This window comes from Nocardia sp. XZ_19_369 (genome assembly GCF_015355715.1).
In the GTDB taxonomy this organism is placed as follows: Bacteria; Actinomycetota; Actinomycetes; order Mycobacteriales; family Mycobacteriaceae; genus Nocardia.
The window spans coordinates 337,303-360,590 of record NZ_JACVED010000005.1; the positions used below are offsets into that span (position 1 = coordinate 337,303).

22 protein-coding genes are annotated in these 23,288 nt (G+C 68.6%); 21 read left to right on the forward strand and 1 reads right to left on the reverse strand.

What is annotated here, in order from left to right:
* Positions 1-48 precede the first annotated feature (48 nt).
* Positions 49-660 (reverse strand): N-acetyltransferase, encoded by a 612-nt coding sequence (locus IBX18_RS20460; protein ID WP_107655151.1) that lies wholly within the window; start codon positions 658-660, stop codon positions 49-51.
* A gap of 142 nt (positions 661-802) precedes the next feature.
* Between IBX18_RS20460 and IBX18_RS20465 the strand changes: the two genes are divergently transcribed.
* The 21 genes from IBX18_RS20465 to IBX18_RS20565 all read left to right on the forward strand — a co-directional run bounded on the left by IBX18_RS20465 (position 803) and on the right by IBX18_RS20565 (position 23,221).
* A complete protein-coding gene (locus IBX18_RS20465; RefSeq protein ID WP_167769005.1) occupies positions 803-1,243 on the forward strand; it encodes an SAV_6107 family HEPN domain-containing protein in 441 nt (146 codons plus the stop codon).
* Between the two features lie 147 nt (positions 1,244-1,390).
* A complete protein-coding gene (locus IBX18_RS20470; protein WP_107655152.1) occupies positions 1,391-1,819 on the forward strand; it encodes a DUF3040 domain-containing protein in 429 nt (142 codons plus the stop codon).
* Between the two features lie 414 nt (positions 1,820-2,233).
* A complete protein-coding gene (gene mraZ, locus IBX18_RS20475) occupies positions 2,234-2,665 on the forward strand; it encodes a division/cell wall cluster transcriptional repressor MraZ (protein WP_107655153.1) in 432 nt (143 codons plus the stop codon).
* A gap of 181 nt (positions 2,666-2,846) precedes the next feature.
* Entirely contained in the window at positions 2,847-3,821 is a 975-nt protein-coding gene (gene rsmH, locus IBX18_RS20480; protein ID WP_194835202.1) for a 16S rRNA (cytosine(1402)-N(4))-methyltransferase RsmH, read from the forward strand.
* Between the two features lie 82 nt (positions 3,822-3,903).
* The gene (locus IBX18_RS20485; protein ID WP_194835203.1) at positions 3,904-4,704 is read left to right on the forward strand and encodes a hypothetical protein; all 801 of its coding nucleotides are present in this window, start codon (positions 3,904-3,906) and stop codon (positions 4,702-4,704) included.
* Positions 4,701-6,593, forward strand: coding sequence for a penicillin-binding protein 2 (locus tag IBX18_RS20490; RefSeq protein WP_194835204.1), 1,893 nt, complete (start codon positions 4,701-4,703; stop codon positions 6,591-6,593). The genes IBX18_RS20485 and IBX18_RS20490 overlap by 4 nt, the downstream gene beginning before the upstream one ends.
* Positions 6,594-6,714: 121 nt before the next feature.
* Positions 6,715-8,307, forward strand: a complete 1,593-nt coding sequence (locus IBX18_RS20495) for a UDP-N-acetylmuramoyl-L-alanyl-D-glutamate--2,6-diaminopimelate ligase (protein WP_194835205.1) — start codon at positions 6,715-6,717, stop codon at positions 8,305-8,307.
* Positions 8,304-9,818 (forward strand): UDP-N-acetylmuramoyl-tripeptide--D-alanyl-D-alanine ligase, encoded by a 1,515-nt coding sequence (murF, locus tag IBX18_RS20500; protein ID WP_194835206.1) that lies wholly within the window; start codon positions 8,304-8,306, stop codon positions 9,816-9,818. The genes IBX18_RS20495 and murF overlap by 4 nt, the downstream gene beginning before the upstream one ends.
* Positions 9,819-9,885: 67 nt before the next feature.
* A complete protein-coding gene (mraY, locus tag IBX18_RS20505) occupies positions 9,886-10,962 on the forward strand; it encodes a phospho-N-acetylmuramoyl-pentapeptide-transferase (protein WP_107660203.1) in 1,077 nt (358 codons plus the stop codon).
* Positions 10,963-11,011: 49 nt separating this feature from the next.
* Positions 11,012-12,448 carry a UDP-N-acetylmuramoyl-L-alanine--D-glutamate ligase gene (murD, locus tag IBX18_RS20510; protein ID WP_194835207.1) on the forward strand — a complete coding sequence of 479 codons (1,437 nt, stop codon included), beginning with the start codon at positions 11,012-11,014 and terminating at the stop codon, positions 12,446-12,448.
* Positions 12,445-13,893, forward strand: coding sequence for a putative lipid II flippase FtsW (gene ftsW / locus IBX18_RS20515; protein WP_194835208.1), 1,449 nt, complete (start codon positions 12,445-12,447; stop codon positions 13,891-13,893). Before murD ends, ftsW begins: the two co-directional genes overlap by 4 nt.
* On the forward strand, positions 13,890-14,987 hold the full coding sequence (murG, locus tag IBX18_RS20520) for an undecaprenyldiphospho-muramoylpentapeptide beta-N-acetylglucosaminyltransferase (protein ID WP_194835209.1): 1,098 nt from the start codon (positions 13,890-13,892) through the stop codon (positions 14,985-14,987). Before ftsW ends, murG begins: the two co-directional genes overlap by 4 nt.
* Entirely contained in the window at positions 14,984-16,471 is a 1,488-nt protein-coding gene (gene murC / locus IBX18_RS20525) for a UDP-N-acetylmuramate--L-alanine ligase (RefSeq protein WP_194835210.1), read from the forward strand. Before murG ends, murC begins: the two co-directional genes overlap by 4 nt.
* 4 nt (positions 16,472-16,475) lie before the next feature.
* Positions 16,476-17,222 carry an FtsQ-type POTRA domain-containing protein gene (locus tag IBX18_RS20530; RefSeq protein ID WP_306796335.1) on the forward strand — a complete coding sequence of 249 codons (747 nt, stop codon included), beginning with the start codon at positions 16,476-16,478 and terminating at the stop codon, positions 17,220-17,222.
* 422 nt (positions 17,223-17,644) lie between these two features.
* A complete protein-coding gene (ftsZ, locus tag IBX18_RS20535; RefSeq protein ID WP_194835211.1) occupies positions 17,645-18,877 on the forward strand; it encodes a cell division protein FtsZ in 1,233 nt (410 codons plus the stop codon).
* Between the two features lie 204 nt (positions 18,878-19,081).
* Complete coding sequence (gene pgeF / locus IBX18_RS20540) at positions 19,082-19,807, forward strand: peptidoglycan editing factor PgeF (protein WP_194835212.1); 726 nt, start codon at positions 19,082-19,084, stop codon at positions 19,805-19,807.
* The gene (locus IBX18_RS20545) at positions 19,807-20,580 is read left to right on the forward strand and encodes a YggS family pyridoxal phosphate-dependent enzyme (RefSeq protein ID WP_194835213.1); all 774 of its coding nucleotides are present in this window, start codon (positions 19,807-19,809) and stop codon (positions 20,578-20,580) included. Before pgeF ends, IBX18_RS20545 begins: the two co-directional genes overlap by 1 nt.
* A 264-nt stretch (positions 20,581-20,844) precedes the next feature.
* Positions 20,845-21,636 (forward strand): cell division protein SepF, encoded by a 792-nt coding sequence (locus IBX18_RS20550; RefSeq protein WP_107655165.1) that lies wholly within the window; start codon positions 20,845-20,847, stop codon positions 21,634-21,636.
* An 89-nt stretch (positions 21,637-21,725) separates the two neighbouring features.
* A complete protein-coding gene (locus IBX18_RS20555) occupies positions 21,726-22,028 on the forward strand; it encodes a YggT family protein (protein ID WP_107655166.1) in 303 nt (100 codons plus the stop codon).
* A 68-nt stretch (positions 22,029-22,096) separates the two neighbouring features.
* Positions 22,097-22,954 (forward strand): DivIVA domain-containing protein, encoded by an 858-nt coding sequence (locus IBX18_RS20560; RefSeq protein ID WP_107655167.1) that lies wholly within the window; start codon positions 22,097-22,099, stop codon positions 22,952-22,954.
* A gap of 66 nt (positions 22,955-23,020) precedes the next feature.
* Positions 23,021-23,221 carry a hypothetical protein gene (locus IBX18_RS20565; RefSeq protein WP_107655168.1) on the forward strand — a complete coding sequence of 67 codons (201 nt, stop codon included), beginning with the start codon at positions 23,021-23,023 and terminating at the stop codon, positions 23,219-23,221.
* Positions 23,222-23,288: the final 67 nt, after the last annotated feature.

Sequence of the window (23,288 nt, forward strand, 5' to 3'; positions counted from 1 at the left end):
CTCACTGCGGTACCTCCCAGGTCCCCGGATTCCGAGGGCACCGGAGCATCACAGCGGCAGCCGCCGTCCCAGAATGGCGAACGGCCGATTGTCGCCCGCGAACACGAAATTCCGTACCACGTCGGTGAATTCCTGCCGCCGATACAGCCGCCAGGCCCGGTTGTCCTCCTGGTCCACCTCCGGGGTGGACAGCAGCACGGCCTGCTCGGGCCGATCCCGGAGCAGCCGTTGCAGCAGGGTGGAACCGATGCCGAGCCCCTGCGCCGCCGGGTGCACGTGCAGCTCGGTCAGCTCGAAATAGTCCGAAAGCAGTTCGCGCGTCGAATGTTCCGGCCAGCCGGAGCGCCGCATGCCGCTGTGCACCTGCTGGTGCCACCACTGGTGCGGGGCGCCGTGGTAGCCGTAGGCGATCGCCACGATCGGCGCGGACCGTAGGTCGACGTGCCCGGAATCATCGGGGACCACCGCGGCCACGGCCTGCCAGCCGGGGCGGGTGGTGTGCTCGGTCCACATCGGCGCGCGATGGTGTTCGGTGCCGCGCGGATAGTCCATCGCCGCGACATACACCGCCAGCGCATCGTGCAGCCGGGAGCGCAGTGCCGTGACGGACAGGTCGACGACGACAGGTGCGGGGGTGTGATTGGGCTTGACGGCGGTCATGGCTCTCGTCGGGTCCACAGCGGGCGCGGAAGTTTGTCGGTGGGCGTCTCTATATTCAATCTCAATTCAAACGTTCGAATACCTGTTCGGTCACACCAAGGCGGTGTTGGGCACGGGTAAGCGAGGGCGGAGGGACTCCGAGATGTCTAATCGGGTCGAACATCCGGGACAGCCCGGTCGAGCGGGCAAGCTGCTGCAACGCGCCGATGGCCTGCTCATGCAGGCGGCGGGGGAGCGGGACCCGCGCGAGCGGTTCCGCACGGCCTATCTCGCCGCATTACGCGGGGCGGGCGCGGTGATCGCGCTCACCGGCGCCGACAACGCGCCGCGGGCTCGATCGCGCAACGCGTGGGTGCTGATGCAGTCCGCCGCGCCCGAGTTCGTAATGTGGGCCGATTACTTCAGCGCGCGGTCGGAGACCAGGGCCGCGCTGGAGGCGGGACTCGATCGCGACATCGACGATGACGAGGCCGACGAGTTCTATTCGCGGGTAGGAGCATTCCTGCACGACGTCGAAGATCTCCTTACCGCATCGGCTCGATTGCGCCCCGCGCCGGGGTGGACAAACGGCATGACCGGATAGTGACAGGCGGCACGCCCACATAGTTATGAGCGACTAGGTGGTACGGCCCTGATCGAACTCGTATCATTGGTGACAGATAGCCGCCAAGGTCGGCTATCAGTCGCCTACCCGGAGGCGACAGCCACGCCTAGTGCCGGGGGAGGTACCGTGCCACTCTCCGAGCACGAGCAGCGCATGCTCGAACAGATCGAGAGCGCGCTCTATGCTGAGGATCCGAAGTTCGCGTCGTCCGTCCGCGGCGGGCGCCTTCGCTCGACCTCGAGTCGTCGCAGACTCCAGGCCGCGGCCTTGTTCGTCCTTGGTCTGTTTCTACTCGTCGCCGGCATCGCTGCTCCAGTGAAGCCCGGCGGCTTCCCGATCATCAGTTTGGTCGGATTCATCGTCATGTTCGCCGCAGGCGTGCTGCTGCTGGTCGGCAGTTCCAAGGGCATTGCGAAGGGTGATCGGGCCGGCGGAGACGCCGCGCCCGGTAGCCCAGGCGGTGGAACGACCGGACAGCGTGGCCGCCAACGCAAGTCCGGCGGTTTCTCCGAGCGCATGGAGGACCGATTCCGGCGACGGTTCGAGCAGGAATAGCTCGCCCGTAGCCTGACAACTCCAGACCACGGCGACGCCGCACCGATCAGGTGCGGCGTCGCCGTCTCGCGTGCGCCATCGTCCGTGCCGCCGAGGCGCGCCGCGCGGGTTTGCCGGGCTTGCTCCACATCTCCCCACAAGTTCCCCCACTTCACCCCCTCGCTCGGCTGAGCCAGGGGGCACCTGGGCGTTTGCTGGGTGTTTCCGGGCCTTTGTCCATGCGGACTGTGCGTGTCGGCAGAACACGCAAAAAGTTCTCCACCACAGTGATAGCTGGGATGACCTGCGAAATCGTCTGGGTCGGGAGCCAGATCACCGGCAGTTTCGATTGAAAGTGGGGGAAAGTGGGGTAATGTGGAGCGCGCACTACAGGAAAGGCCGACCATCGAGGTGATCGACTAGGGAGGTATCGAGTTGTTTCTCGGTACCTACACACCTCGGCTGGACGACAAGGGGCGACTCACGTTGCCTGCGAAATTTCGAGACGATCTGGCGGGAGGGTTGATGGTCACGAAGGGTCAGGACCACAGCCTTGCCGTGTACCCCAAGGAAGAGTTCACCGCGCTCGCTCGCCGGGCCGCGGCGGCATCTCGAAGTAATCCGCAGGCGCGCGCATTCGTCCGGGCACTAGCGGCCGGAACGGATGAACAACGTCCCGACGCGCAGGGCCGGATCGTGTTGTCGGCTGAACATCGGCGCTACGCAAACCTGCAACGGGATTGCGTGGTAACCGGCTCGGTCGATTTCCTCGAAATATGGGACAAGCAGGCGTGGGACACCTACCTCGCCGAGCACGAGGAGGATTTCTCGCAAGCGAGAGACGAGTCGCTGGGCGGAATCTTCTAGCCCCGAGCGAACGAGTGCCGCGCGGCCTCTGCCCGGACGCGGACCCTGACGTACTTCCCCGACGCCAGGTGCCGAGGTTCGGTCAGAGACCACGAGGCATTCGTCTCCGGCAACGGTTTCTTCAGACAAGGCGACCCGTGCGCGGTGCGCGACGAAGCGAGGCAGATCCCGGGAGGTCGAGGTGAACCGTGAGCAGGACGGCCCCCGCCATGTTCCTGTTCTGCTCGGTCGGGCCGACGCGCTGCTCGGGCCCGCGCTCACCGAACCCGGTGCGGTCTACCTCGATGCGACCCTCGGTCTCGGCGGACATGCCGAACACTTCCTGCGCACCTATCCCGGTCTCCGTCTGGTTGGTCTCGACCGGGATACCGCCGCGCTGAAACTGGCCGCCGAGCGGCTCGCGCCGTACGCGGACCGAATCACGCTGGTGCACACCCGATACGACGGGATCGCCGAGGCGCTCGACCAAGCGGGTCTGCGCGCCGCGGGATCGGTCTCCGGCATCTTGATGGACCTCGGCGTGTCCTCGATGCAGCTCGACGAGGCCGACCGCGGCTTCGCCTACTCCGTCGACGCGCCGCTGGACATGCGGATGGACCCCACCACCGGGCCCACCGCCGCCGACGTGCTCAATACCTACAGTCACGGCGACCTGGCCCGCGTGCTGAAAACCTATGGGGACGAACGCTTCGCGGGTCGCATCGCCTCCGAGGTGCTGCGCCGCCGCCAGCAGAAGCCGTTCACCACCAGCGCCGAACTGGTCGAGCTGCTCTACGCGGCGATCCCGGCGGCGACCCGCCGGACCGGTGGGCATCCGGCCAAGCGCACCTTTCAGGCGCTGCGGGTGGAGGTCAACCGCGAGCTCGATTCGTTGCGCGCCGCGCTGCCCGCGGCCCTGGATGCGCTGCGGATCGGCGGCCGCATCGTCGTCATGTCGTATCAGTCACTCGAGGACAAGGTGGTCAAGCAGGAGTTCGCGCCGCGCGCGGCCTCCAGGACCCCCGTCGACCTACCGGTCGAATTGCCCGGCATGGGACCGGAATTCCGGATGCTGACCCGTGGCGCGGAGAAGGCGACCGAGGAGGAAATAGCGGAAAACCCGCGTGCCGCACCCGTCAGGATGCGCGCCGCGGAGCGAATTCAGGAGGTCGGATGAGACATGAGCTTGTCCGGCCGGCCGGGTGTGGGGCCTGGACAAGGGAGGCCGGTAGTCCCGCACAGACTCACGAGGGGACAGTATGAGTATTCGGACGCGGACCGTCGACGCACCCGGGCGGATCGCCCGCCGGGTCCATGACTCCGAGCGGGTGAAATCGGGTGCCGCGCAACGGGCTTACGCCCGCCGCCGGACCCGCGCCGAAACCCGTTCGGACACACCGGTGCTGCCGAAGCGCCAGGGCTCGGTGATGGCCGCGCGCATTCCGTTCGTCGCGGCGATCATCGCGTTGCTCGGCTGTGGTCTCGCGCTCACCCTGCTGCTGACCACCCGCGCCGCGGAGGACAGTTACCAGCTCGGTGACATCAAGGCGACCAACAAGCGGCTGGCCGACGAGCGGGCCGCGTTGCTGCGGGACGTCGAGGCGGCCGATTCCCCGCCCGAACTCGCCGCCCGCGCAAGGGAACTCGGCATGATCCCGGCCAAGGACCCGGCCCGGTTGGTGGTCGAGCCGGACGGCACCGTGACGGTGATCGGCAAGCCGACGCCCGCCCAGGGCCCGCCGGTGCCGCCGCTGAACGTCTCGCCCAGCGCCCCGATCGGCCCGCAGGCGGGCAATGTGCAGGCCCGTGGCGAGCGCGTGGTTCCGGTGACCACCACGCCACCGCCACCGGCACTGCCGCCGGCTCCCGGCAGCGCTGCGGCGAACAACGCGCAGGTGAACGCGGCTCCGGCGAGCCCGGTTCCGGTCAGTCCGGTCCCGCAGGCGCCCGCCGAGGCCGCCCCGCAACAGGCCGAAACCCCGCAGCCCGCTGCGGATGCCGCGCTGGGGCAGGCGGAATCCACTCAGCCACAGGTACTTCCAGACGGAGGGCAGCGGTGACCCAGACCAGGCCCGCGCCGCGCAGGCGCCGCGAGCCTGGTCCGAGCAAGGCCGCCAGACCACGCACCGCCGCGTCCAAGAAGAATCAGCCGCTGCGCAGGCGGCTGGGCGCAGGGCGGATCATCATGCTGATCGCCCTCGGTGTCGTCGCGCTGCAACTGCTGTGGATCCAAACCATCAACGCGCCGAGCCTCTCCGCGCAGGCCGCGGACCAGCGCACCACGCACGAGCCCGACTACGCCATCCGCGGCCCGATCACCGACCGCAACGGCAAGTCGCTCGCGTACACCATCGCCGCGAAACAGCTGCATTTCCAGCCGGTCCCGGTCCGTAAGCAGCTGGCCGACGCGAAAGCCAAGAACCCCAAGGCGCCCGACCCGGACGAGCGGCTCGAGGCCATCGCCAAGACGGTGCACGACAAGCTCGGCAAGGCGGGTCCCTCGGAAGCGGAGCTGCTCGCGAAGCTGCGCAGCGACGAGAAGTTCGTATACCTGGCGCGCGGCGTCGACCCGCGAATCGCCGCGGATATCCGCACGCAGTTCCCCGAGGTCGGCGCGGATGCCCAGTATCCGAGGGAGTACCCGGGCGGTTCGCTGGCGGCCAACGTCATCGGCGCCACCGGCTGGGACAGTCACGGCCAGATCGGTCTGGAGTCCTCGCTCGACTCGGTGCTCGCGGGCACCGACGGTTCGCGCACCTACGACCGCGGCTCCGACGGCACCGTCATTCCCGGCAGCTGGCGCGACAAGCAGGACGCCGTGAACGGCAACGGTGTCGAGCTGACCCTGGACTCGGATCTGCAGTACTACGTGCAACAGCAGGTGCAGCAGGCCCGGGACATGTCCGGTGCGAGCTCGGCGTCGGCGGTCGTGCTCGATGCCAAGACCGGGCAGGTGCTGTCGATGGCGAATGACAACACTTTCAATCCCAAACTGCCGTCGAAGGATTGGGCCTCCGCCGACATGGACAATCCGTCGGTGACCGAGGTGTTCGAGCCTGGGTCGGTGAACAAGATCGTCACGGCGGCCGCCGCCATCGAGTACGGACTGACCAATCCGGATGAGGTGCACCAGGTTCCGGGCAACATCCGGATGGCGGGAGTGACCGTCAACGACGCGTGGCAGCACGACGTCGCGCCGTACACCACCACCGGCATCTTCGGTAAGTCCTCCAACGTGGGCACGCTGATGCTCGCCCAGCGGGTCGGCGAGGACCGCTTCGCCGACATGCTGCATCGGTTCGGGCTCGGCCAGCGCACCGGGGTCGGCCTGCCGGGCGAGAGCGCGGGCGTGGTGCCGGCCCGGGATCAGTGGTCGGGCGGCACCTTCGCCAATCTCCCGATCGGTCAAGGCCTTTCGATGACGACGCTGCAGATGACGGCCATGTACCAGGCCATCGCCAACGACGGTGTCCGCATCCCGCCGCGCATCATCAAAGCCAAGGTCGCGCCGGACGGCACCCGCACCGACGAGACGCAGCCAGACGGCGTGCGCGTGGTGAGCCCGCAGACGGCCGCGACGCTGCGCACCATGTTCCAGTCGGTGGTCCAGCGTGATCCGATGGACGCCAACGAGAACGGCACCGGCGGGCCCGCCGCGATCGAGGGCTACCAGATCGCGGGCAAGACTGGCACCGCGCAGAAGGTCGACCCCAGCTGCGGCTGCTACTCGACCTCGTCGTTCTACATCACCTTCGCCGGCATCGCCCCCGCCGACAACCCGCGCTACGTGATCGGCCTCATGCTCGACAATCCGGTGCGCAGCTCCGACGGCAGCGGCGGCCAGTCCGCCGCACCGCTGTTCCACAACATCGCCTCCTGGGCGATGCAGCGCGACCGCATCCCGCCGTCGCCGGAGCCGTCGAAGCGATTCGTGCTGCAGGCCGATTGAATCGGTGTGGTGCCGGACGAGCCGAGTAGACGGCAACATATGGGCGCGTTGCCGACCCGTGATCGGCCGTCGGTAACCTGACTCGTCGTCCCAGTCCCCGCCCGTATCAGAGAGGAGCAATGTGCCTGCGCAGTCCAGCCAGCACGCGCTCCGGCCCGCTCGCCCACCGTCGACCGCGCTGACCGCCGTGCAGGCGCTGACCGGCGCCACGGCGACCGGACCCGCGTTCGACGAGATCCAGGTCACCGGAGTCGAGCAGCGGTCGCAGGCGGTGCGGCCCGGCGATCTGTTCACCGCCCTGCCCGGCACGCAGGCGCACGGCGCCCGGTTCGCCGCCGACGCGGTCGAGCGTGGCGCGGTCGCGGTGTTCACCGATGCGGCGGGCGCGGAACTCGCGGGAGAACTGCCGGTGCCGGTGCTGGTGCGCGAGGATCCGCGCGCGGTGCTCGGCGAGCTGTCCGCGGCGATCTACGGCAACCCGTCCGAACAGCTGCGCATCGTCGGCATCACCGGCACTTCCGGCAAAACGACCACCTCTTATCTGGTGGAGGCGGGACTGGCGGCTGCGGGCCTGTCGACCGCGCTGATCGGCACCATCGAGACCAGGATCGGCGGCCGACGAGTACCGAGCGCGCTGACCACCCCCGAGGCGCCCCAGCTGCACGCGATGTTCGCGCTGATGGTCGAGCAGGGCGTGGACGCGGTGGTGATGGAGGTGTCCAGCCACGCGCTGGCGCTGGGCCGGGTGGACGGCGTCCGCTTCGCGGTCGGCGCGTTCACCAACCTGTCGCAGGACCACCTGGACTTCCACGCCGACTTCGAGGACTACTTCGCCGCCAAGCGCAGGCTGTTCGAGCCGACCTCGCCGGTGGCTGCGCGGACCGCGGTGATCTGTGTCGACGACGAGTGGGGCGTGCGCCTCGCCGCGGGGCTCGACGGCCCGATCACGGTGTCCACCACCGGAACCGGGGATTGGCGGCTGGACGGCGCGATCTCGGCGCACGGTGGCGAACAGGAATTCAGCGCGACCGGGCCCACCGGCAATATCGCTGTGCGACTACGTCTTCCGGGGCGCTACAACGTCGCCAACGGTCTGCTCGCGGTCGCCGTGTGCGCCGCCGCCGGGGTCGACGCCTCGGTCGCCGCGCCCGCCCTGGCCACCGTCGACGTGCCGGGCCGGATGCAGCGGGTGGAGCGCGGCCAGGACTTCCTCGCGATCGTCGACTACGCGCACAAGCCCGCCGCGCTCGAATCGGTGATCGCCACGCTGCGTGGCCATCTCGCGGCCGACGCGCCGGAATCGCCGGGACGCCTCGCCGTGGTGGTCGGTGCCGGTGGTGACCGCGACGCGGGTAAACGTCCGCTGATGGGCGAGGTGGCGGCCCGTGGTGCCGATCTGTTGATCATCACCGACGACAATCCGCGCAGCGAGGACCCGGCGCAGATCAGGGCCGCGCTGCGGTCCGGTGCGCTGCAGGTGGCCGAAGACGCGCGCGGCGTCGTGCGCGAGATCGGCGATCGCGCCGAAGCCATTGCGGCGGCGGTGAATTGGGCTCAGCCCGGCGACGTGGTACTGGTTGCGGGTAAGGGGCACGAGGCCGGACAGGAGATCCGGGGCGTGAAGCACCCCTTCGACGACCGCGACGTGCTCGCGGCGGCACTGGACAAGCGAAGTCCGCACAACGCGGACGCGGAGGACTTGACGGTTTCATGATCGAGATGACACTGCGGGAGATCGCGGACGTCGTCGGCGGCACGCTGCACGACGTCCCCGACCCGGAGGCGCGGGTCACCGGTTCGGTGGAGTTCGATTCGCGCCGAATCGGTTCCGGCGATCTGTTCCTGGCGCTGCCGGGGGAGCGGTCCGACGGCCACGACTACGCCGCCGCGGCGGTCGCGGCCGGTGCGGTCGCGGTGCTCGCAGCCCGCCCGGTGGGCGTGCCCGCCATCGTCGTCACGCCGAGTCCCGGCTCGGTGCCGTCGAGTTCGGTTGCGCTGGCGGCCGATTCGGACGGATCCGGGGCCGCGGTGCTCGCCGCGCTCGGCGACCTGGCCCGCGCCAGCGTGCAACGCCTCACCGCGGCAGGCACTCTCACCGTCGTCGGGGTGACCGGCTCCTCGGGCAAGACCTCCACCAAAGACCTGCTCGCCGCCGTGCTCGCGCCGCTGGGCAGCGTGGTCGCGCCGCCGGGTTCGTTCAACAACGAACTCGGCCATCCGTGGACCGCGTTGCGCGCCAACGCCGATACCCGTTTCCTGGTGCTGGAGATGTCCGCGCGCGGGCCCGGCCACATCGCCGCGCTCGCCGAGGTGGCGCCGCCGAGCATCGGCGTCGTGCTCAATGTCGGCACCGCGCACCTCGGTGAGTTCGGCAGCCGCGAGGCCATTGCCAAGACCAAAGGCGAACTGGTGCAGGCGCTTCCGCCGACCGGGCTGGCGGTGCTCAACGCCGACGACCCACAGGTCGCCGCGATGACGTCGCGGACGACCGCCCGCGTGGTGATGGTCGGCCAGTCCGACAACGCCGACGTGCGGGCCACCGACATCCGGCTGGACCACGAAGCACGCGCCGGTTTCACCCTGCACACCCCGGCGGGCAGCATCCCGATCCAGTTGGCCGTGCACGGCGAACACCAGGTCGGCAACGCACTGTCCGCGGCGGCGGTCGCGCTGGAATGCGGCGCGGACCTCGAGACCATCGCCCGGTCGCTGTCCGGGGCGCACGCCGCCTCGGCCCGCCGGATGGATGTGCGGACCACCGCGGGCGGCGTGACCGTCGTCAACGACTCCTACAACGCCAACCCCGATTCCGTCCGCGCCGCCCTGAAAGCCCTGGTCACCATGGCGCGCGCGGGCGAAACGCCGCGCCGCAGCTGGGCCGTGCTCGGCGAGATGGGCGAGCTGGGCGAGGAATCCGTCATCGAACACGATCTGATCGGCAGGCTCGCGGTGCGGCTGGACGTGCACCGGCTGATCGTGGTCGGCACCGGAAGGCCGTCCCGGGCGATGCATCAGGGAGCGGTGATGGAAGGCTCATGGGGCGAGGAGGCGATCCTCGTGCCCGACATCGGCGCGGCCATCGCGTTGCTCGACGACGAAGTCGAGGCGGGTGATGTGGTGCTGGTCAAGGCGTCGAAGTCGGTGGGCCTCTGGGAGGTCGCCGAACACTTGATCAATGCGGAGCCATCCAGCGGACGTACGGGAAGCACGGAGGCAAGGGATTGAGCGAGCGAGTCATCAATACAGCGACCGCTTGTCGAACGGTTGAGCCGAGCGCTAGCGAGGCTTGGTCGTGAGGCAAATCCTATTCGCGGCTGCGATAGCGCTCGCCGTCTCGATTCTGCTGACACCGCTGCTGATCAAGATGTTCGCCAAGCAGGGCTTCGGTCAGGAGATCCGGGTCGACGGCCCGGCCAGCCACCAGGCCAAGCGCGGCACCCCGACGATGGGCGGCGTGGCCATCATCATCGGCATGTGGGCCGGCTACCTCGGCTCGCATCTGATCGGCATCGGCTACCGCGCGGACGGTCCGTCGGCGTCCGGCCTGCTGGTGCTCGGCCTGGCCACCGCGCTGGGCGGCGTCGGCTTCGTGGACGACTTCATCAAGATCCGCAAGCAGCGCAATCTCGGCCTCACCGCCGCGGGCAAGTATCTCGGTCAGCTGACCGCCGCCGTCGTCTTCGGTGTGCTCGCACTGCAGTTCCGCGGCGCGAGCGGGCTGACGCCGGCCAGCAGGCAGCTGTCCTACGTCCGCGACATCAGCACGGTGACGATGGGCGTCGTCGTGTTCCTCGTCTTCGTCTGCCTCGTCGTGGTCGCCTGGTCCAACGCGGTGAACCTGACCGACGGACTGGACGGGCTCGCCGCCGGCTCGATGAGCCTGGTGCTCGGCGGCTACGTGGTCATCACGTTCTGGCAGTACTACCACGCCTGCGAGATCAAAGCCGAGGTCGGCTGCTACAACGTGCGCGACCCGCTCGACCTGGCGTTGGTCTGTGCCGCGGGCGCCGCCGCGTGCGTCGGCTTCCTGTGGTGGAATGCCGCGCCCGCCAAGATCTTCATGGGCGACACCGGCTCGCTGGCGCTGGGTGGCATGCTGGCCGGGCTGTCCATCACCACACGGACCGAGCTGCTGATGATCGTCATCGGCGCGCTGTTCGTGGCCGAGACTCTGTCGGTGGTGCTGCAGGTGGCGGTGTACCGCACCACGCGCAACCGGCTGTTCAAGATGGCGCCGTTCCACCATCACTTCGAACTCAGCAAGTGGGCCGAGACTACGGTGATCATCAGGTTCTGGCTATTGGCCGCGATGGCTTCGGCCATCGGCCTCGGCTTGTTCTACAGCGAATATCTCTCTGCGGTCGGGTGAACTAGCGATGGTCGAACATTCTCCTCGGGCCCTGCGAACACCGGGGCCCATGCTCGAATTCCTGCGTGGCCGTGACGTTCTCGTCGCGGGCTGGGGCATATCGGGGCGCTCGCTGGTCGAGCCGCTGCGCGATATCGGCGCGCGCCCGGTGGTCACCGACGGCGGCGCCGCGGCGCTCGCCGAGGCGGCCGGCCTCGGCCTGGACATCGCCACCTGCGTGGAACTGGAAACCACGGACTGGAGCCGGTTCGCGCTGGTGATCACCAGCCCGGGCTGGCGGCCGGACTCGCCGGTGCTCGCCGCGGCCGTCGCCGAGGGCACCCCGGTGTGGGGCGACGTCGAATTCGCCTGGTGGGTCGATCAAGCCAGGATCTACGGCCCGGTCCGCAAGTGGCTGGTGGTGACCGGAACCAACGGCAAGACCACCACCACGCAGATGACGCACGCCATCCTGCGCGCCGCGGGCATCCCGAGTGTCGCGTGCGGCAATATCGGCCTGCCCATCCTGGATGCGTTGCGGCGCAACCCAGGACCGCAGGTGCTCGCCGTCGAGCTGTCCTCGTTCCAGCTGCACTGGGCGCCGTCGGTGCGTCCGGAAGCGGGCGTGGTGCTCAATGTGGCCGAGGATCACCTGGATTGGCACGGCGGCCTCGACGCCTACGCCGCCGCGAAGGCGCGTGCGCTGGTCGGGCGGGTCGGCGTGGTGGGGCTCGACGATCCGGTGGCGGCCTCGCTGGCCCGTCGCTCGAAAGCCCGGCGCACCGTCGGCTTCCGGATCGGTGTGCCCGCCGACGGTGAGCTCGGCGTGGTGGACGGCAAACTGCTCGACCGCGCGTTCACCAAGGCCGCGATCCTCGCCGAGGTCGGCGATATCAGCCCGCCCGGTCCGGCCGGTGTCGCCGACGCGCTCGCCGCGTCCGCGCTGACCAGGGCCATCGACGTGGCGCCGCAGTTCATCAGGGAGGGGCTGATCGAGCACAAGGTCGGCCCGCACCGGTCCGCGTTCGTGCGCGAGGTCGGCGGCGTCGACTTCATCGACGACTCCAAGGCCACCAACCCGCACGCCGCGCGCACCGCGATCCTGGCGCACCCGCAGGTGGTTTGGGTGGCCGGTGGTCAGCTCAAGGGCGCGCAGATCGAGGACCTGGTCGAGGAGGTCGCCGACCGGCTGGTCGCCGTGGTGCTGATCGGGGCCGACGCGCCGGTGTTCGCGGTCGCGTTGGCGCGACACGCACCCGAGGTCCCGGTCATCGAGCTGATCGCGGGAGACGATGCAGGGATGGGTGACGCGTCGAGAGATAAGGCCGACGCTGTGATGGCGCGCGCCGTGCAGGCCGCGGCCGGATTCGCCACCCGCGGCGACACCGTGCTGCTCGCGCCCGCGGCGGCCTCGTTGGACATGTTCGCCGACTACACGCACCGGGGCCGCAGTTTCGCGGCGGCGGTGCACGCACTGGAAGACGGTGACGTCGGGCGGCAGCTATGAGCGAAACGACGCGGCGTAAGGAACAAGCCGGAGCCGGGGCCAGGTTCGTCGCCTGGCTGGCGCGGCCGCTCGCGTCGTTTCATCTGGTCGTCACCATCGCCACGCTGCTCACCGTGCTCGGCCTGGTGATGGTGCTCTCCGCGTCGAGCGTCGAGGCGTATGCCGATGGGGGATCGGCGTATTCGCTGTTCATCCAGCAGGCGCTGTTCGCCGCGATCGGTGCCGTCCTGTTCTATCTCGCCCTGCGCATCCCGCTGCGCCGGTTGCGGCAGTGGTCGTTTCCGCTGTTCGTGCTCTCGGTGATCGGTCTGGTGCTGGTGCTGATCCCCGGCATCGGCTCCAAGGTGCAGGGCGCGCGGCGGTGGATCGATCTGGGGCTGTTCAACGTGCAGCCGTCGGAGATCGTGAAGGTCACCCTGGTGGTGTGGGGCGCGCACCTGCTCGCGTCGCGCCGCTCGGAACACGCCGGGCTGAAAGACATTCTGATGCCGCTGGTCCCGGCGGGCCTGCTGGTGTGTCTGCTGGTCGTGGTGGAACCGAACCTGTCGACGACGATCGCGCTCGGCATCGTGCTCGCCGCGCTGCTGTGGTTCGGCGGCCTGCCGCTGCGGTTGTTCGTGACGATCTCGGTGTCCGGTCTGATCGCGGCTTTCGTGCTCGCGTTGTCGGCGGGCTACCGATCGGATCGGATGCGCGCGTTCTTCAACCCGGGTGACGACCCGCAGGGCATCAATTATCAAGCGCGGCAGGCGCTCTATTCGCTCGCCGACGGCGGCATCTGGGGTCGCGGGTTGGGGCAGAGCCGGGCCAAGTGGAGCTACCTGCCCAACTCGCACAACGACTTCATCTTCGCCATCATCGGCGAGGAGCTCGGCTTCCTCGGCTGTGCGCTGGTGCTCGGGCTGTTCGCGCTGTTCGTCTACACCGGCCTGCGCATCGCCAGCCGCTCGGTCGATCCGTTCCTGCGGCTGCTCACCGCCACCGCGACCACCTGGATCACCGGCCAGGCGCTGATCAATATCGGTTACGTGGTCGGGCTGCTGCCGGTCACCGGCCTGCAGCTGCCGTTGGTCTCCGCGGGTGGTTCGTCGCTGGCGATCACCCTGTTCATGTTCGGCATCATCGCCAACGCGGCCAGGCACGAACCCGAGGCCGTCTCCGCGCTGCACGCCGGGCAAGACGGTAGATTCAGCAAGTTGCTGCGGCTGCCCAAGCCGGAGGTGTACTCGCCGGCCAGGGCGAGCGCCGCACGGGCCAGGTCCGCGCAGCGGGCCAAAGCGCCACGGCCGGGCAGACAGTCGGCGCTGCCACCGGCGCGGCGCCCGCAGCCCGAGCCGCGGCGCCGCTCGCCGGAGAGCCGCGGCACCAGCTCGCTGCGCGCCACCAGAGCGTGGGAACCCAGCTATCCGGTCAACCACACAAGAGAACGAGGAAAATCTAGGTGATCTCGGTAATCGTCGCAGGCGGCGGCACGGCGGGCCATATCGAGCCCGCGCTGGCGGTGGCGGACGCGCTGCGGCGGCTCGACGATTCGATCAGAGTGACGGCGCTCGGCACCGAGCGCGGCCTGGAGACCAGACTGGTCCCCGAGCGTGGTTATCCGCTCGAGCTCATCCCGCCGGTTCCGTTGCCGCGCAAGCCCACCGCCGATCTGCTGCGGCTGCCCGGCCGGGTGCGGGCCTCGGTGGCGCGGACCAGGGCGGTGATCGACGCGGTCGGGGCCGATGTGATCGTCGGCTTCGGCGGTTACGTGGCGCTGCCCGCCTACCTGGCCGCTGGGCCGGGCCTGCTGCGGCGTCGGCGCCGGGTGCCGGTGGTGGTGCACGAGGCGAACGCCAAGGCCGGGATCGCGAACAAGGTCGGGGCGCGCCGGGCCACCCGGGTGCTTGCCGCGGTACCGGATTCGGGGCTGGCCGGTGCGCAGGTCGTCGGCATTCCGGTGCGCGCCGCGATCACCACGCTGGATCGGGCCGCGCTGCGCGCCGAGGCGCGGGCGCACTTCGGACTCCCCGCCGAGGGGCCGGTGCTGCTGGTGTTCGGCGGATCGCAAGGTGCCCGCAGCCTGAACGAGGCCGTGTCGGGTGCCGCGCCGCAACTCGCCGCCGCGGGCATCTCGGTGCTGCACGCGCACGGCCCGAAGAACACCCTAGAGGTCGCTGAGAGTGGCGCGCGCGCACCGTATGTGGCGGTGCCGTATCTTTCCCGGATGGATCTCGCCTACGCCGCCGCCGACGCGGTGGTCTGCCGGTCCGGTGCGATGACCGTCGCCGAGGTGTCCGCAGTCGGGTTGCCCGCCTTCTACGTGCCGCTTCCGCACGGCAACGGCGAGCAGGAACTCAATGCCAGACCGGTGGTCCGGCAGGGCGGTGGCAGAATCGTGCCCGATGCGGAGTTGACCCCGAAATACGTGATCGATGAGGTGATTCCGCTGCTCATGGACCCCGCCCGGCTGACCGAGATGGGCCGTGCCGCCGCCGGTGCCGGGCATCGCGACGCCGCCGACACGGTGGCGCGGATCGTGTTGGAGGTGGCCGGATGAGTGAGGACCTTTCCGCTTTGCCGCCGTCGTTGGCGCGGGTGCACATGGTCGGTATCGGCGGTGCCGGGATGTCGGGCATCGCGCGGATTCTGCTGTCCCGCGGCGGTGCCGTGTCCGGCTCCGACGCCAAAGAGAGCCGCGGTGTGCTCGCGTTGCGGGCGCGCGGCGCGCAGGTGCGCATCGGCCACGATGCCAGCGCGCTCGACCTGCTGCCCGGCGGCCCGACCGTGGTGGTCACCACCTACGCGGCCATCCCGAAGACCAATCCCGAACTGATGGAAGCGAATCGGCGCGACATCCCGGTGCTGCTGCGTCCGGCCGTGCTCGCGTCGCTGATGCAGGGGCACCGCACCCTGCTCGTGTCGGGCACGCACGGCAAGACCTCCACCACCTCGATGCTGATCGTGTCGTTGCAGCACTGCGGATTCGACCCGTCCTTCGCGGTCGGCGGCGAGCTGAACGAGGCGGGCACCAACGCCCACCACGGCACCGGCAAGATCTTCGTGGCCGAGGCGGACGAGAGCGACGGGTCGCTGCTGCAATACGACCCGGACGTCGCGGTGGTCACCAATATCGAATCCGACCACCTGGACTACTTCGGCACCGATGAGGCCTACGTCCAGGTCTTCGACGATTTCGCCGACCGGCTCGCCGAGGGTGGCCTGCTGGTGGTCTGTCTGGACGATCCCGGTTCCCGGGCGCTCGCCGAACGGGTCGGCGCCAGGCTGGCCGAGAAGAACATTCGCGTCCTCGGCTACGGCTCCGGTGAACTCGCCGACGCGCCGGTGCCGGTCGGCGTGCGGCTGCACAGCTGGGAGCCGCGCGATGTCGGCGGTATCGCCCAGTTCCAGCTCGACGACGAAGCCGCGCCGCGCACCCTGCGGTTGTCGGTGCCCGGTAGGCACATGGCGTTGAACGCGCTGGCCGCCTTGCTCGCCGCGCGTGCGGCCGGGGCAGACATGGATGAAATCATCCAGGGCCTGGAGGGTTTCGGCGGCGTGCACCGGCGGTTCCAGTTCGCCGGTCGGGAGAACGGGGTGCGTGTCTTCGACGATTACGCACACCATCCGACCGAGGTGCGTGCCGTGCTCGGCGCCGCGGCGGAGCTGGTGCAGCAGGAGGCCAGGGACGGGGCGCGGTCGCGGCAAGGCCGGGTGATCGTGGTGTTCCAGCCGCATCTGTACAGCCGCACCGCGACTTTCGCGAAAGACTTCGGCGCCGCGCTGAGCCTGGCCGACGAGGTGGTCGTGCTCGACGTGTACGGCGCGCGGGAAAAGCCGCTGCCCGGCGTGAACGGCGCGCTGGTGGCTCAATCGGTCACCAAACCCGTGCATTACCAACCGGATATGTCGCGGGTCGGCCGTCAGGTCGCCCGGCTCGCGCTGCCCGGTGACGTGGTGATCACCATGGGTGCGGGCGATGTGACCATGCTCGGCAGCCAGATCCTCGACGGTTTACGGGCGCGCCCCCAGTACGGGCGGTGAGGCCGTGACTCGCAGGGAGCGTGGCGACGGTTCGGTGCGCAGGGCGGGTCTCGGTTCGGTGCGCTCGGTCGGCGCGTGGCTCGGCCCGGACGGCTGGCGCCGGGTCCGGCTGTGGGGATTGCTGGGCGTGTGCGTCCTTGCAATAGTCGGCGGCGTCGCGCTGTTCACCCCGGCGCTCTCGGTGCGTACCGTCGAGATCGATGGCGCGGTCGCGGTGCCCGAACAGCAGGTGCGCGAACTGCTCGAAATCCCTTCGGGGCGCTCGATGCTGCGCATCGATACCGACGCCATCGCCCGGCGGGTGGCGAGCATTCCGAAGGTGCGTTCGGCCAGGGTGCAGCGGGTTTTTCCGTCGACGGTGCAGGTGACGGTGGTCGAGCGGGTTCCGGTGCTGTACTTCGAGAGTCCGCAGGGCGCACATCTGCTCGATGTGGAGAGCGTGGAGTTCGCGATCGAGGACACGCCGATCGGGGTACCCAAATTGGTCACCGATCACCCGGCCAGTGACGCCCCCGCGACCAGGGCCGCGGTCGCGGTGCTCGCCGCGCTACCGCCTGCACTGGGCATTCAGGTGGACGAGGTTGTGGCGCGGTCCATTTCGGATGTTTCGCTGAATCTGAAGGATGGGCGCACGGTACTCTGGGGCGGGATGAACGATGCCGAACGCAAGTCGGCGGTCGTGCTTCCGCTGCTGACCCGCCCTGGAACGGTGTTCGATGTTTCGAGTCCTAATCTGGTCACGGTAAAGTGAGCGATACCCATTGCGCCCGCATCGAATTGCAGAATTCGATGGGCGGCGTTCGCCGACTCTCCGGAGTCGCGCGGACCGTCGCCTCCGGGCCTGACGCTCACGCCGCCGACCCTCGCGCCGCGCGGCAAGCGCCGGGGGGCAACCGTTCACCATACGTCGTGCGGGGCTGCGAGACGAGAGGGATCACACAAGATTCTGTCTCTCGTTTCGGCGCGCCTGCGCGTGTATTGCGGCGGCGGCGAATAGCGTTCCGCAGCAGTCGGATACTTGACATAACGCTAACCCTATGGTTGAGGTTTAGGGTTTGCCCGGGCGGCGGTTCGCTGAGTGAAGCCGCTCAGGCGAACTTCGGCCCGGCAGAACGGGCGAAGTGTCTCGAATCCGAAAACGACAGGCTTTAGATCGAAGGAAGGCGAGAGCCCATGACGCCCCCGCACAACTACCTTGCCGTGATCAAGGTCGTCGGTATCGGCGGCGGCGGTGTGAATGCCGTCAACCGGATGATCGAACAGGGCCTCAAAGGTGTCGAGTTCATCGCGGTCAACACCGACGCGCAGGCCCTGCTGATGAGCGATGCCGACGTCAAGCTCGACGTCGGCCGCGAACTCACCCGTGGTCTCGGCGCAGGCGCTGATCCGGAGGTCGGCCGCCGCGCCGCCGAGGACCACAAGGACGAGATCGAAGAGGTGCTCAAGGGCGCCGACATGGTCTTCGTGACCGCGGGCGAGGGTGGTGGCACCGGCACCGGTGGCGCCCCGGTCGTCGCGCAGATCGCGCGCAAGCTCGGCGCGTTGACCATAGGTGTCGTCACCCGGCCGTTCTCCTTCGAGGGCAAGCGGCGCGGCGGCCAGGCCGAGACCGGCATCGGCCAGCTACGCGAGTCCTGCGACACGCTCATCGTGATCCCCAACGACCGGCTGCTGCAGCTCGGCGACGCGGCGGTCAGCCTGATGGACGCGTTCCGCTCGGCGGACGAGGTGCTGCTCAACGGTGTTCAGGGCATCACCGACCTGATCACCACCCCGGGTCTGATCAATGTCGACTTCGCCGACGTCAAGAGCGTGATGTCCGGCGCGGGCAGCGCGCTGATGGGCATCGGTTCCGCGCGCGGCGAGGGCCGCTCGGTGAAGGCGGCCGAGTCGGCGATCAACTCGCCACTGCTCGAAGCGTCCATGGACGGTGCGCACGGCGTGCTGCTGTCTATCGCGGGCGGCTCCGACCTCGGCCTATTCGAGATCAACGAGGCCGCCTCGTTGGTTCAGGAGGCCGCGCACATCGAGGCCAACATCATCTTCGGCACGGTGATCGACGACTCGCTCGGCGACGAAGTACGAGTCACCGTGATCGCAGCGGGTTTTGACGGTGGAGGACCCGCCCGGCGTACCTTCGAGACCGCCAGCCGGGGCACCATCGGATCGGCCCGCGCAGGCGAGGTCGGCCAGAGCCGTACCGCCGAGGTCGCGGCACGCAGCACCGACGTCGCAGCCGCCACCGCGAGCTCGACCAGCTCGACCCGCGGCGCGGTACCGAGCTACCGCGACAGCGAGCGCGCCCGTTTAGCGGAGCCGACCGTGGCGAGCAACGCGCGCACCCACATCGAACCGCCCGACGACGATGACGACGATGTCGACGTGCCGTCGTTCATGCGGCGCTGACACCGGCAGCTTGCACTGTTGAAGGCCCTGACCCCGACGGGATCAGGGCCTTCGTCGTACCCGGCGCGGTTCGGTGCGGTCGCGGCGAGTGAAAGTTGTTGATCTCACAGCGCCTTCCGCTATGTCAGAGAACCGGCGGGCCCGGTGCACGAACGGGAGCTCTGTGAGATCGGCGGGCCGGGACGGTTGACTACGCTCGGGGGCATGACTTCTGCTCCTACGCTGACCGTTCGACGAGTGACGACGACCAGGGCGGGTGGGTTCTCGGCCCCGCCGTACGAGTCGTTCAATCTCGGAGATCATGTGGGCGACGATCCGGCCGCGGTGCGCCGGAATCGGGATCGGCTGGCCGAGGGGATCGGGCTGACGCCCGACCGGCTGGTGTGGATGGAACAGATCCATGGGCGCAATGTCGAGATCATCGATGGGCCGCGCGATGAGCCGGTGCCCGCCACCGATGCGATCGTGACCACGGTGCCGGGGCTGGCGCTGGTGGTGTTGACCGCCGACTGTGTGCCGGTGCTGTTGTCCGACGACGAGGCGGGTGTCATCGCCGCCGTGCACGCGGGCCGGATCGGGGCGCGGATCGGGATCGTGCCGCGAGTGCTCGAGGCGATGGTGTCGGTCGGCGCTCGGCTGGATCGGATCGGCGCGTTCCTCGGACCCGCCGCTTCGGGGCGGCAGTACGAGGTGCCCGCCGCGATGCGCGCCGATGTGGAGAAGCATCTGCCGGGCAGCGCCGCCACCACGGTGCGCAAGACTCCGTCGCTGGACCTGCGGGCCGGCCTCAGCAGGCAGCTGCTCGAAGCAGGGGTCAACGGCGTGGCGATCGACCCGCGCTGCACGATCGAAGACCACACCCTGTTCAGTCATCGCCGCGGTGCGCCGACCGGCCGGCTCGGCAGCGTCATCTGGTCGGAGGTCCGGTAGTGAATGAAGTTGCGGCGCAAGTCGACGCGCGCACCGCGGAACTGGCCACCAATCTCTCGGCGTTGCTGCAACGGGTGGACGCGGCGTGTCTCGCGGCGGGGCGTAAGCCGGACTCGGTGCGTCTACTCCCCGTGACGAAGTTTTTCCCGGCCGAGGATGTGGCGATTCTGTATCGCTTGGATCGCCGCGAGTTCGGCGAATCGCGCGAGCAGGAGGCCACCGCAAAGGTGGCAGCACTGCCATCTTTGGTCCGTCAGGGGGTCGACAGTGACGAAGGACTCCCGGATGTCCAGTGGCACATGATCGGACGCCTGCAGCGCAACAAGGCACGCGTGGTCGCGCGCTGGGCACACACCGTGCATTCGGTCGACAGCGAACGCCTGGCAACGGCACTTGACGCCGGTGCGCGCACCGCGTTGGACGCGGGGCAGCGCAGCGAGCCGGTCCGCGTCCTGCTGCAGGTGAGCCTGGATGAAGACCCTTCTCGCGGCGGTGTCGCACCCGACGATCTGGCCCGCCTCGCGGAACATATCGCGGCGTCTCAGGGATTACGACTGTCCGGTCTGATGGCTATTCCGCCATTGGGGGTCGAGTCTGATGCCGCATTTGCACGACTTGCGACTTTGCACACCTTGCTGCTCGCCGAGCATCCCGGTGCGACAGAACTTTCCGCAGGAATGTCGGGCGATCTGGAATCTGCCATCCAACACGGCGCCACGTGTGTGCGTGTCGGTACCGCCTTGATGGGCGCTCGACCGATAACCTCGGCGTAGCAAAGAAACCTCATCAGTCACATTCGACACATATGCTTGAGGCAGACGAGGGCTGAGCAAGACTTCAACACCCGGCCGCCACCGGGGCCGAAGGAAGGTCGACCAACATGAGCGAGCGGAGCGAGCGAGTTCTCGACGCAGCCACGATCGTGGTCATGACTGCGCCGAGCGTCAGCGAGGTGCGGTGATGAGCGAGCGCAGCGAGCCAATGGGCGCAGCCACCCGCGTGGTCATCACCGTGCCGAGCGCCAGCGAGGTGCGGTGATGAGCACGCTGCACAAGTTCAAGGCGTACTTTGGCATGGTTCCGCTCGAGGATTACGAGGACGACTACGTGGACGATCGCGCCCCCAGGGGTAGCGACGAGCGTGGCGTTCGCCGGCCTCGGCCCCGTGACTACTCCGACCGCTACGTCGAAGATCGTTACGGCGCGGACCATTACGGCGCCGACGGCTTCGACCGCGAGGACGCCGACTACCCGGAACCCGCCTACAAGTCGCCCTACAAGGGCGGTTACCCGGTTTCCCGGCGTGACGAGTACGCCGACGAGCCCTATGGCGAGGACCGCTACGAGCCGGCCCGCCGCCCCACCCGCATCGACGCCGCGCCCTCGTCCGGCCGGTTCCGTGCGGGCGGCACCGCGCCGCCGCCGCTGCGGGGCACCACCCGTGGTGCGCTCGCGGTCGATCCCGACGCCGAGGAGCGACGGCTGGAGGAGCGCGTGCGCCCCGAGCCGGCACCCGCGCGCAGGCCGGGGATCTTCGAGGACGGAGGCCCCTTGTCCAAGATCACGACACTGCGCCCGCGCGACTACAGCGAGGCCAGGATCATCGGCGAGCGGTTCCGCGAGGGCAACCCGGTCATCATGGACCTGGTCGAGCTGAGCAACGCCGACGCCAAGCGCCTGGTCGACTTCGCCGCCGGACTCGCGTTCGCGCTGCGTGGCTCGTTCGACAAGGTGGCCACCAAGGTGTTCCTCCTCTCACCGGCCGATGTCGACGTATCAGCCGAAGAACGCCGACGCATCGCCGAAACCGGCTTCTACAACCAGAAATAAGGTCGTGATCTGGGGGGTGTTGCAGACCGGTCGCAGGTGGGGCGGCGCGGTCATTTTGCGCAAAGCGGATTTTGCGGCAGAGTGAACTCGTGGCCTTGTTCGCGGTGCTGTACTTCGTACTGTTCATCTTCTGGCTGTTGCTGATCAGCCGGGTGATCGTCGAGTTCATCCGAAGCTTCGCGCGCGACTGGCGCCCGACCGGTGTCGTTGTCGTCATCCTCGAGGTGATCTTCACGATCACCGATCCGCCGGTGAAACTCCTGAGGCGCTTGATACCACCGGTGTCCCTGGGGGGAATTCGCCTGGATCTGTCGATTATGGTCCTGCTTTTCATCGTCTTCATCTTGATGTCGATCGTGGGCAGCCTTGGGCAGTCGGCAACCCCGGTGTGACAGAATGGGCCATGAAGTAGCTTGCTAGATCTGCTAGATCTCCAAAAGACGCGTGAAGGGATCCTTCCATGCCGCTGACTCCAGCCGATGTGCACAACGTCGCGTTCAGCAAACCGCCGATCGGGAAGCGCGGCTACAACGAGGATGAAGTCGACGCCTTCCTGGATCTCGTCGAGCAGGAACTCTCGCGTCTGATCGAGGAAAACGCCGACCTGCGTCAGCGGGTCGCCGAACTCGACGCAGAACTTGCTGATGCCAAGAAGAATCGCGGCCCGGTCGGCCCGAACAACGTGAAAGCGCCTGTCCAGCAGGCACCGCCGCCGCAGCCGGAGCCGATCAAGCCACCGGTGCAGCAGGCCCCGCCCGCACCGATGCCCGCCCCGGCCCCGCCGAAGGAAGCCCCGAGCGCGGACGCCAACCTGCAGGCCGCCAAGGTGCTCAGCCTCGCCCAGGAGATGGCGGATCGGCTCACCAGCGACGCGAAGGTCGAAGCGGAGAACCTGCTGTCGAACGCGCGGGCAAACTCCGAGCGTCTCGTCGGCGATGCCAGGACTCGGTCCGAGGCGATGATCGCCGACGCGCGCCAGAAGGCCGACGCGATGCTGTCGGACGCGCAGTCCCGTTCGGACAACCAGCTGCGTCAGGCGAAGGAAAAAGCCGACGCCCTGCAGGCCGATGCCGAGCGCAAGCACACCGAGATCATGGCGACCATCACCCAGCAGCGCAGCGTGCTGGAGAGCCGGATCGAACAGCTCAAGACCTTCGAGCGCGAGTACCGGGTGCGGCTGAAGTCCTACCTGGAATCGCAGCTCGAGGAGCTGGAGAACCGCGGCTCGGCGGTCCCGGTCGACGGTGGCGAGGCCTTCGCCGACGCCAACACGGCCAACAACCTGCAGCCCGCCTCGTTCGCCAAGGGTGGCAAGTAAGCCGCTCGCCTCGAGCGCACCACAGTTCGTACAATTGAAGAAACTGTCGAGCCGCCTGGGGACACCATGCTCGTCTTGACGCTCGTTCTTGCCGCCGTCGGCTTCGCCCTGCTGGTAGCCGCGCTCACCACCGGATCGGTGATCTGGGCGTGGGGCTGCATCCTGGTCTGCGTGCTCGGCGCCGTGCTGCTACTGGTCAGTGCCCTGTCTATGCGTCGGCCGGACGAGGACGCCGCGCCACCACCGGGGCGCCACGCCAAGCGCTAGGTAGGCGGCACCGTAATCAGGTTTGACCGCACTGGCTAGAATCAAACATGAACATGGTGTTGATCCG

Bases quoted from the DNA above. Each gene is read 5' to 3' on its own strand.
- IBX18_RS20460 (WP_107655151.1), bottom strand. From the start codon at position 660: ATGACCGCCGTCAAGCCCAATCACACCCCCGCACCTGTCGTCGTCGAC.
- IBX18_RS20465 (WP_167769005.1), top strand. From the start codon at position 803: ATGTCTAATCGGGTCGAACATCCGGGACAGCCCGGTCGAGCGGGCAAG.
- IBX18_RS20485 (WP_194835203.1), top strand. From the start codon at position 3,904: ATGAGTATTCGGACGCGGACCGTCGACGCACCCGGGCGGATCGCCCGC.
- murF (WP_194835206.1), top strand. From the start codon at position 8,304: ATGATCGAGATGACACTGCGGGAGATCGCGGACGTCGTCGGCGGCACG.
- murD (WP_194835207.1), top strand. From the start codon at position 11,012: ATGCTCGAATTCCTGCGTGGCCGTGACGTTCTCGTCGCGGGCTGGGGC.
- ftsW (WP_194835208.1), top strand. From the start codon at position 12,445: ATGAGCGAAACGACGCGGCGTAAGGAACAAGCCGGAGCCGGGGCCAGG.
- murC (WP_194835210.1), top strand. From the start codon at position 14,984: ATGAGTGAGGACCTTTCCGCTTTGCCGCCGTCGTTGGCGCGGGTGCAC.
- ftsZ (WP_194835211.1), top strand. From the start codon at position 17,645: ATGACGCCCCCGCACAACTACCTTGCCGTGATCAAGGTCGTCGGTATC.
- pgeF (WP_194835212.1), top strand. From the start codon at position 19,082: ATGACTTCTGCTCCTACGCTGACCGTTCGACGAGTGACGACGACCAGG.
- IBX18_RS20550 (WP_107655165.1), top strand. From the start codon at position 20,845: ATGAGCACGCTGCACAAGTTCAAGGCGTACTTTGGCATGGTTCCGCTC.
- IBX18_RS20560 (WP_107655167.1), top strand. From the start codon at position 22,097: ATGCCGCTGACTCCAGCCGATGTGCACAACGTCGCGTTCAGCAAACCG.
- IBX18_RS20565 (WP_107655168.1), top strand. From the start codon at position 23,021: ATGCTCGTCTTGACGCTCGTTCTTGCCGCCGTCGGCTTCGCCCTGCTG.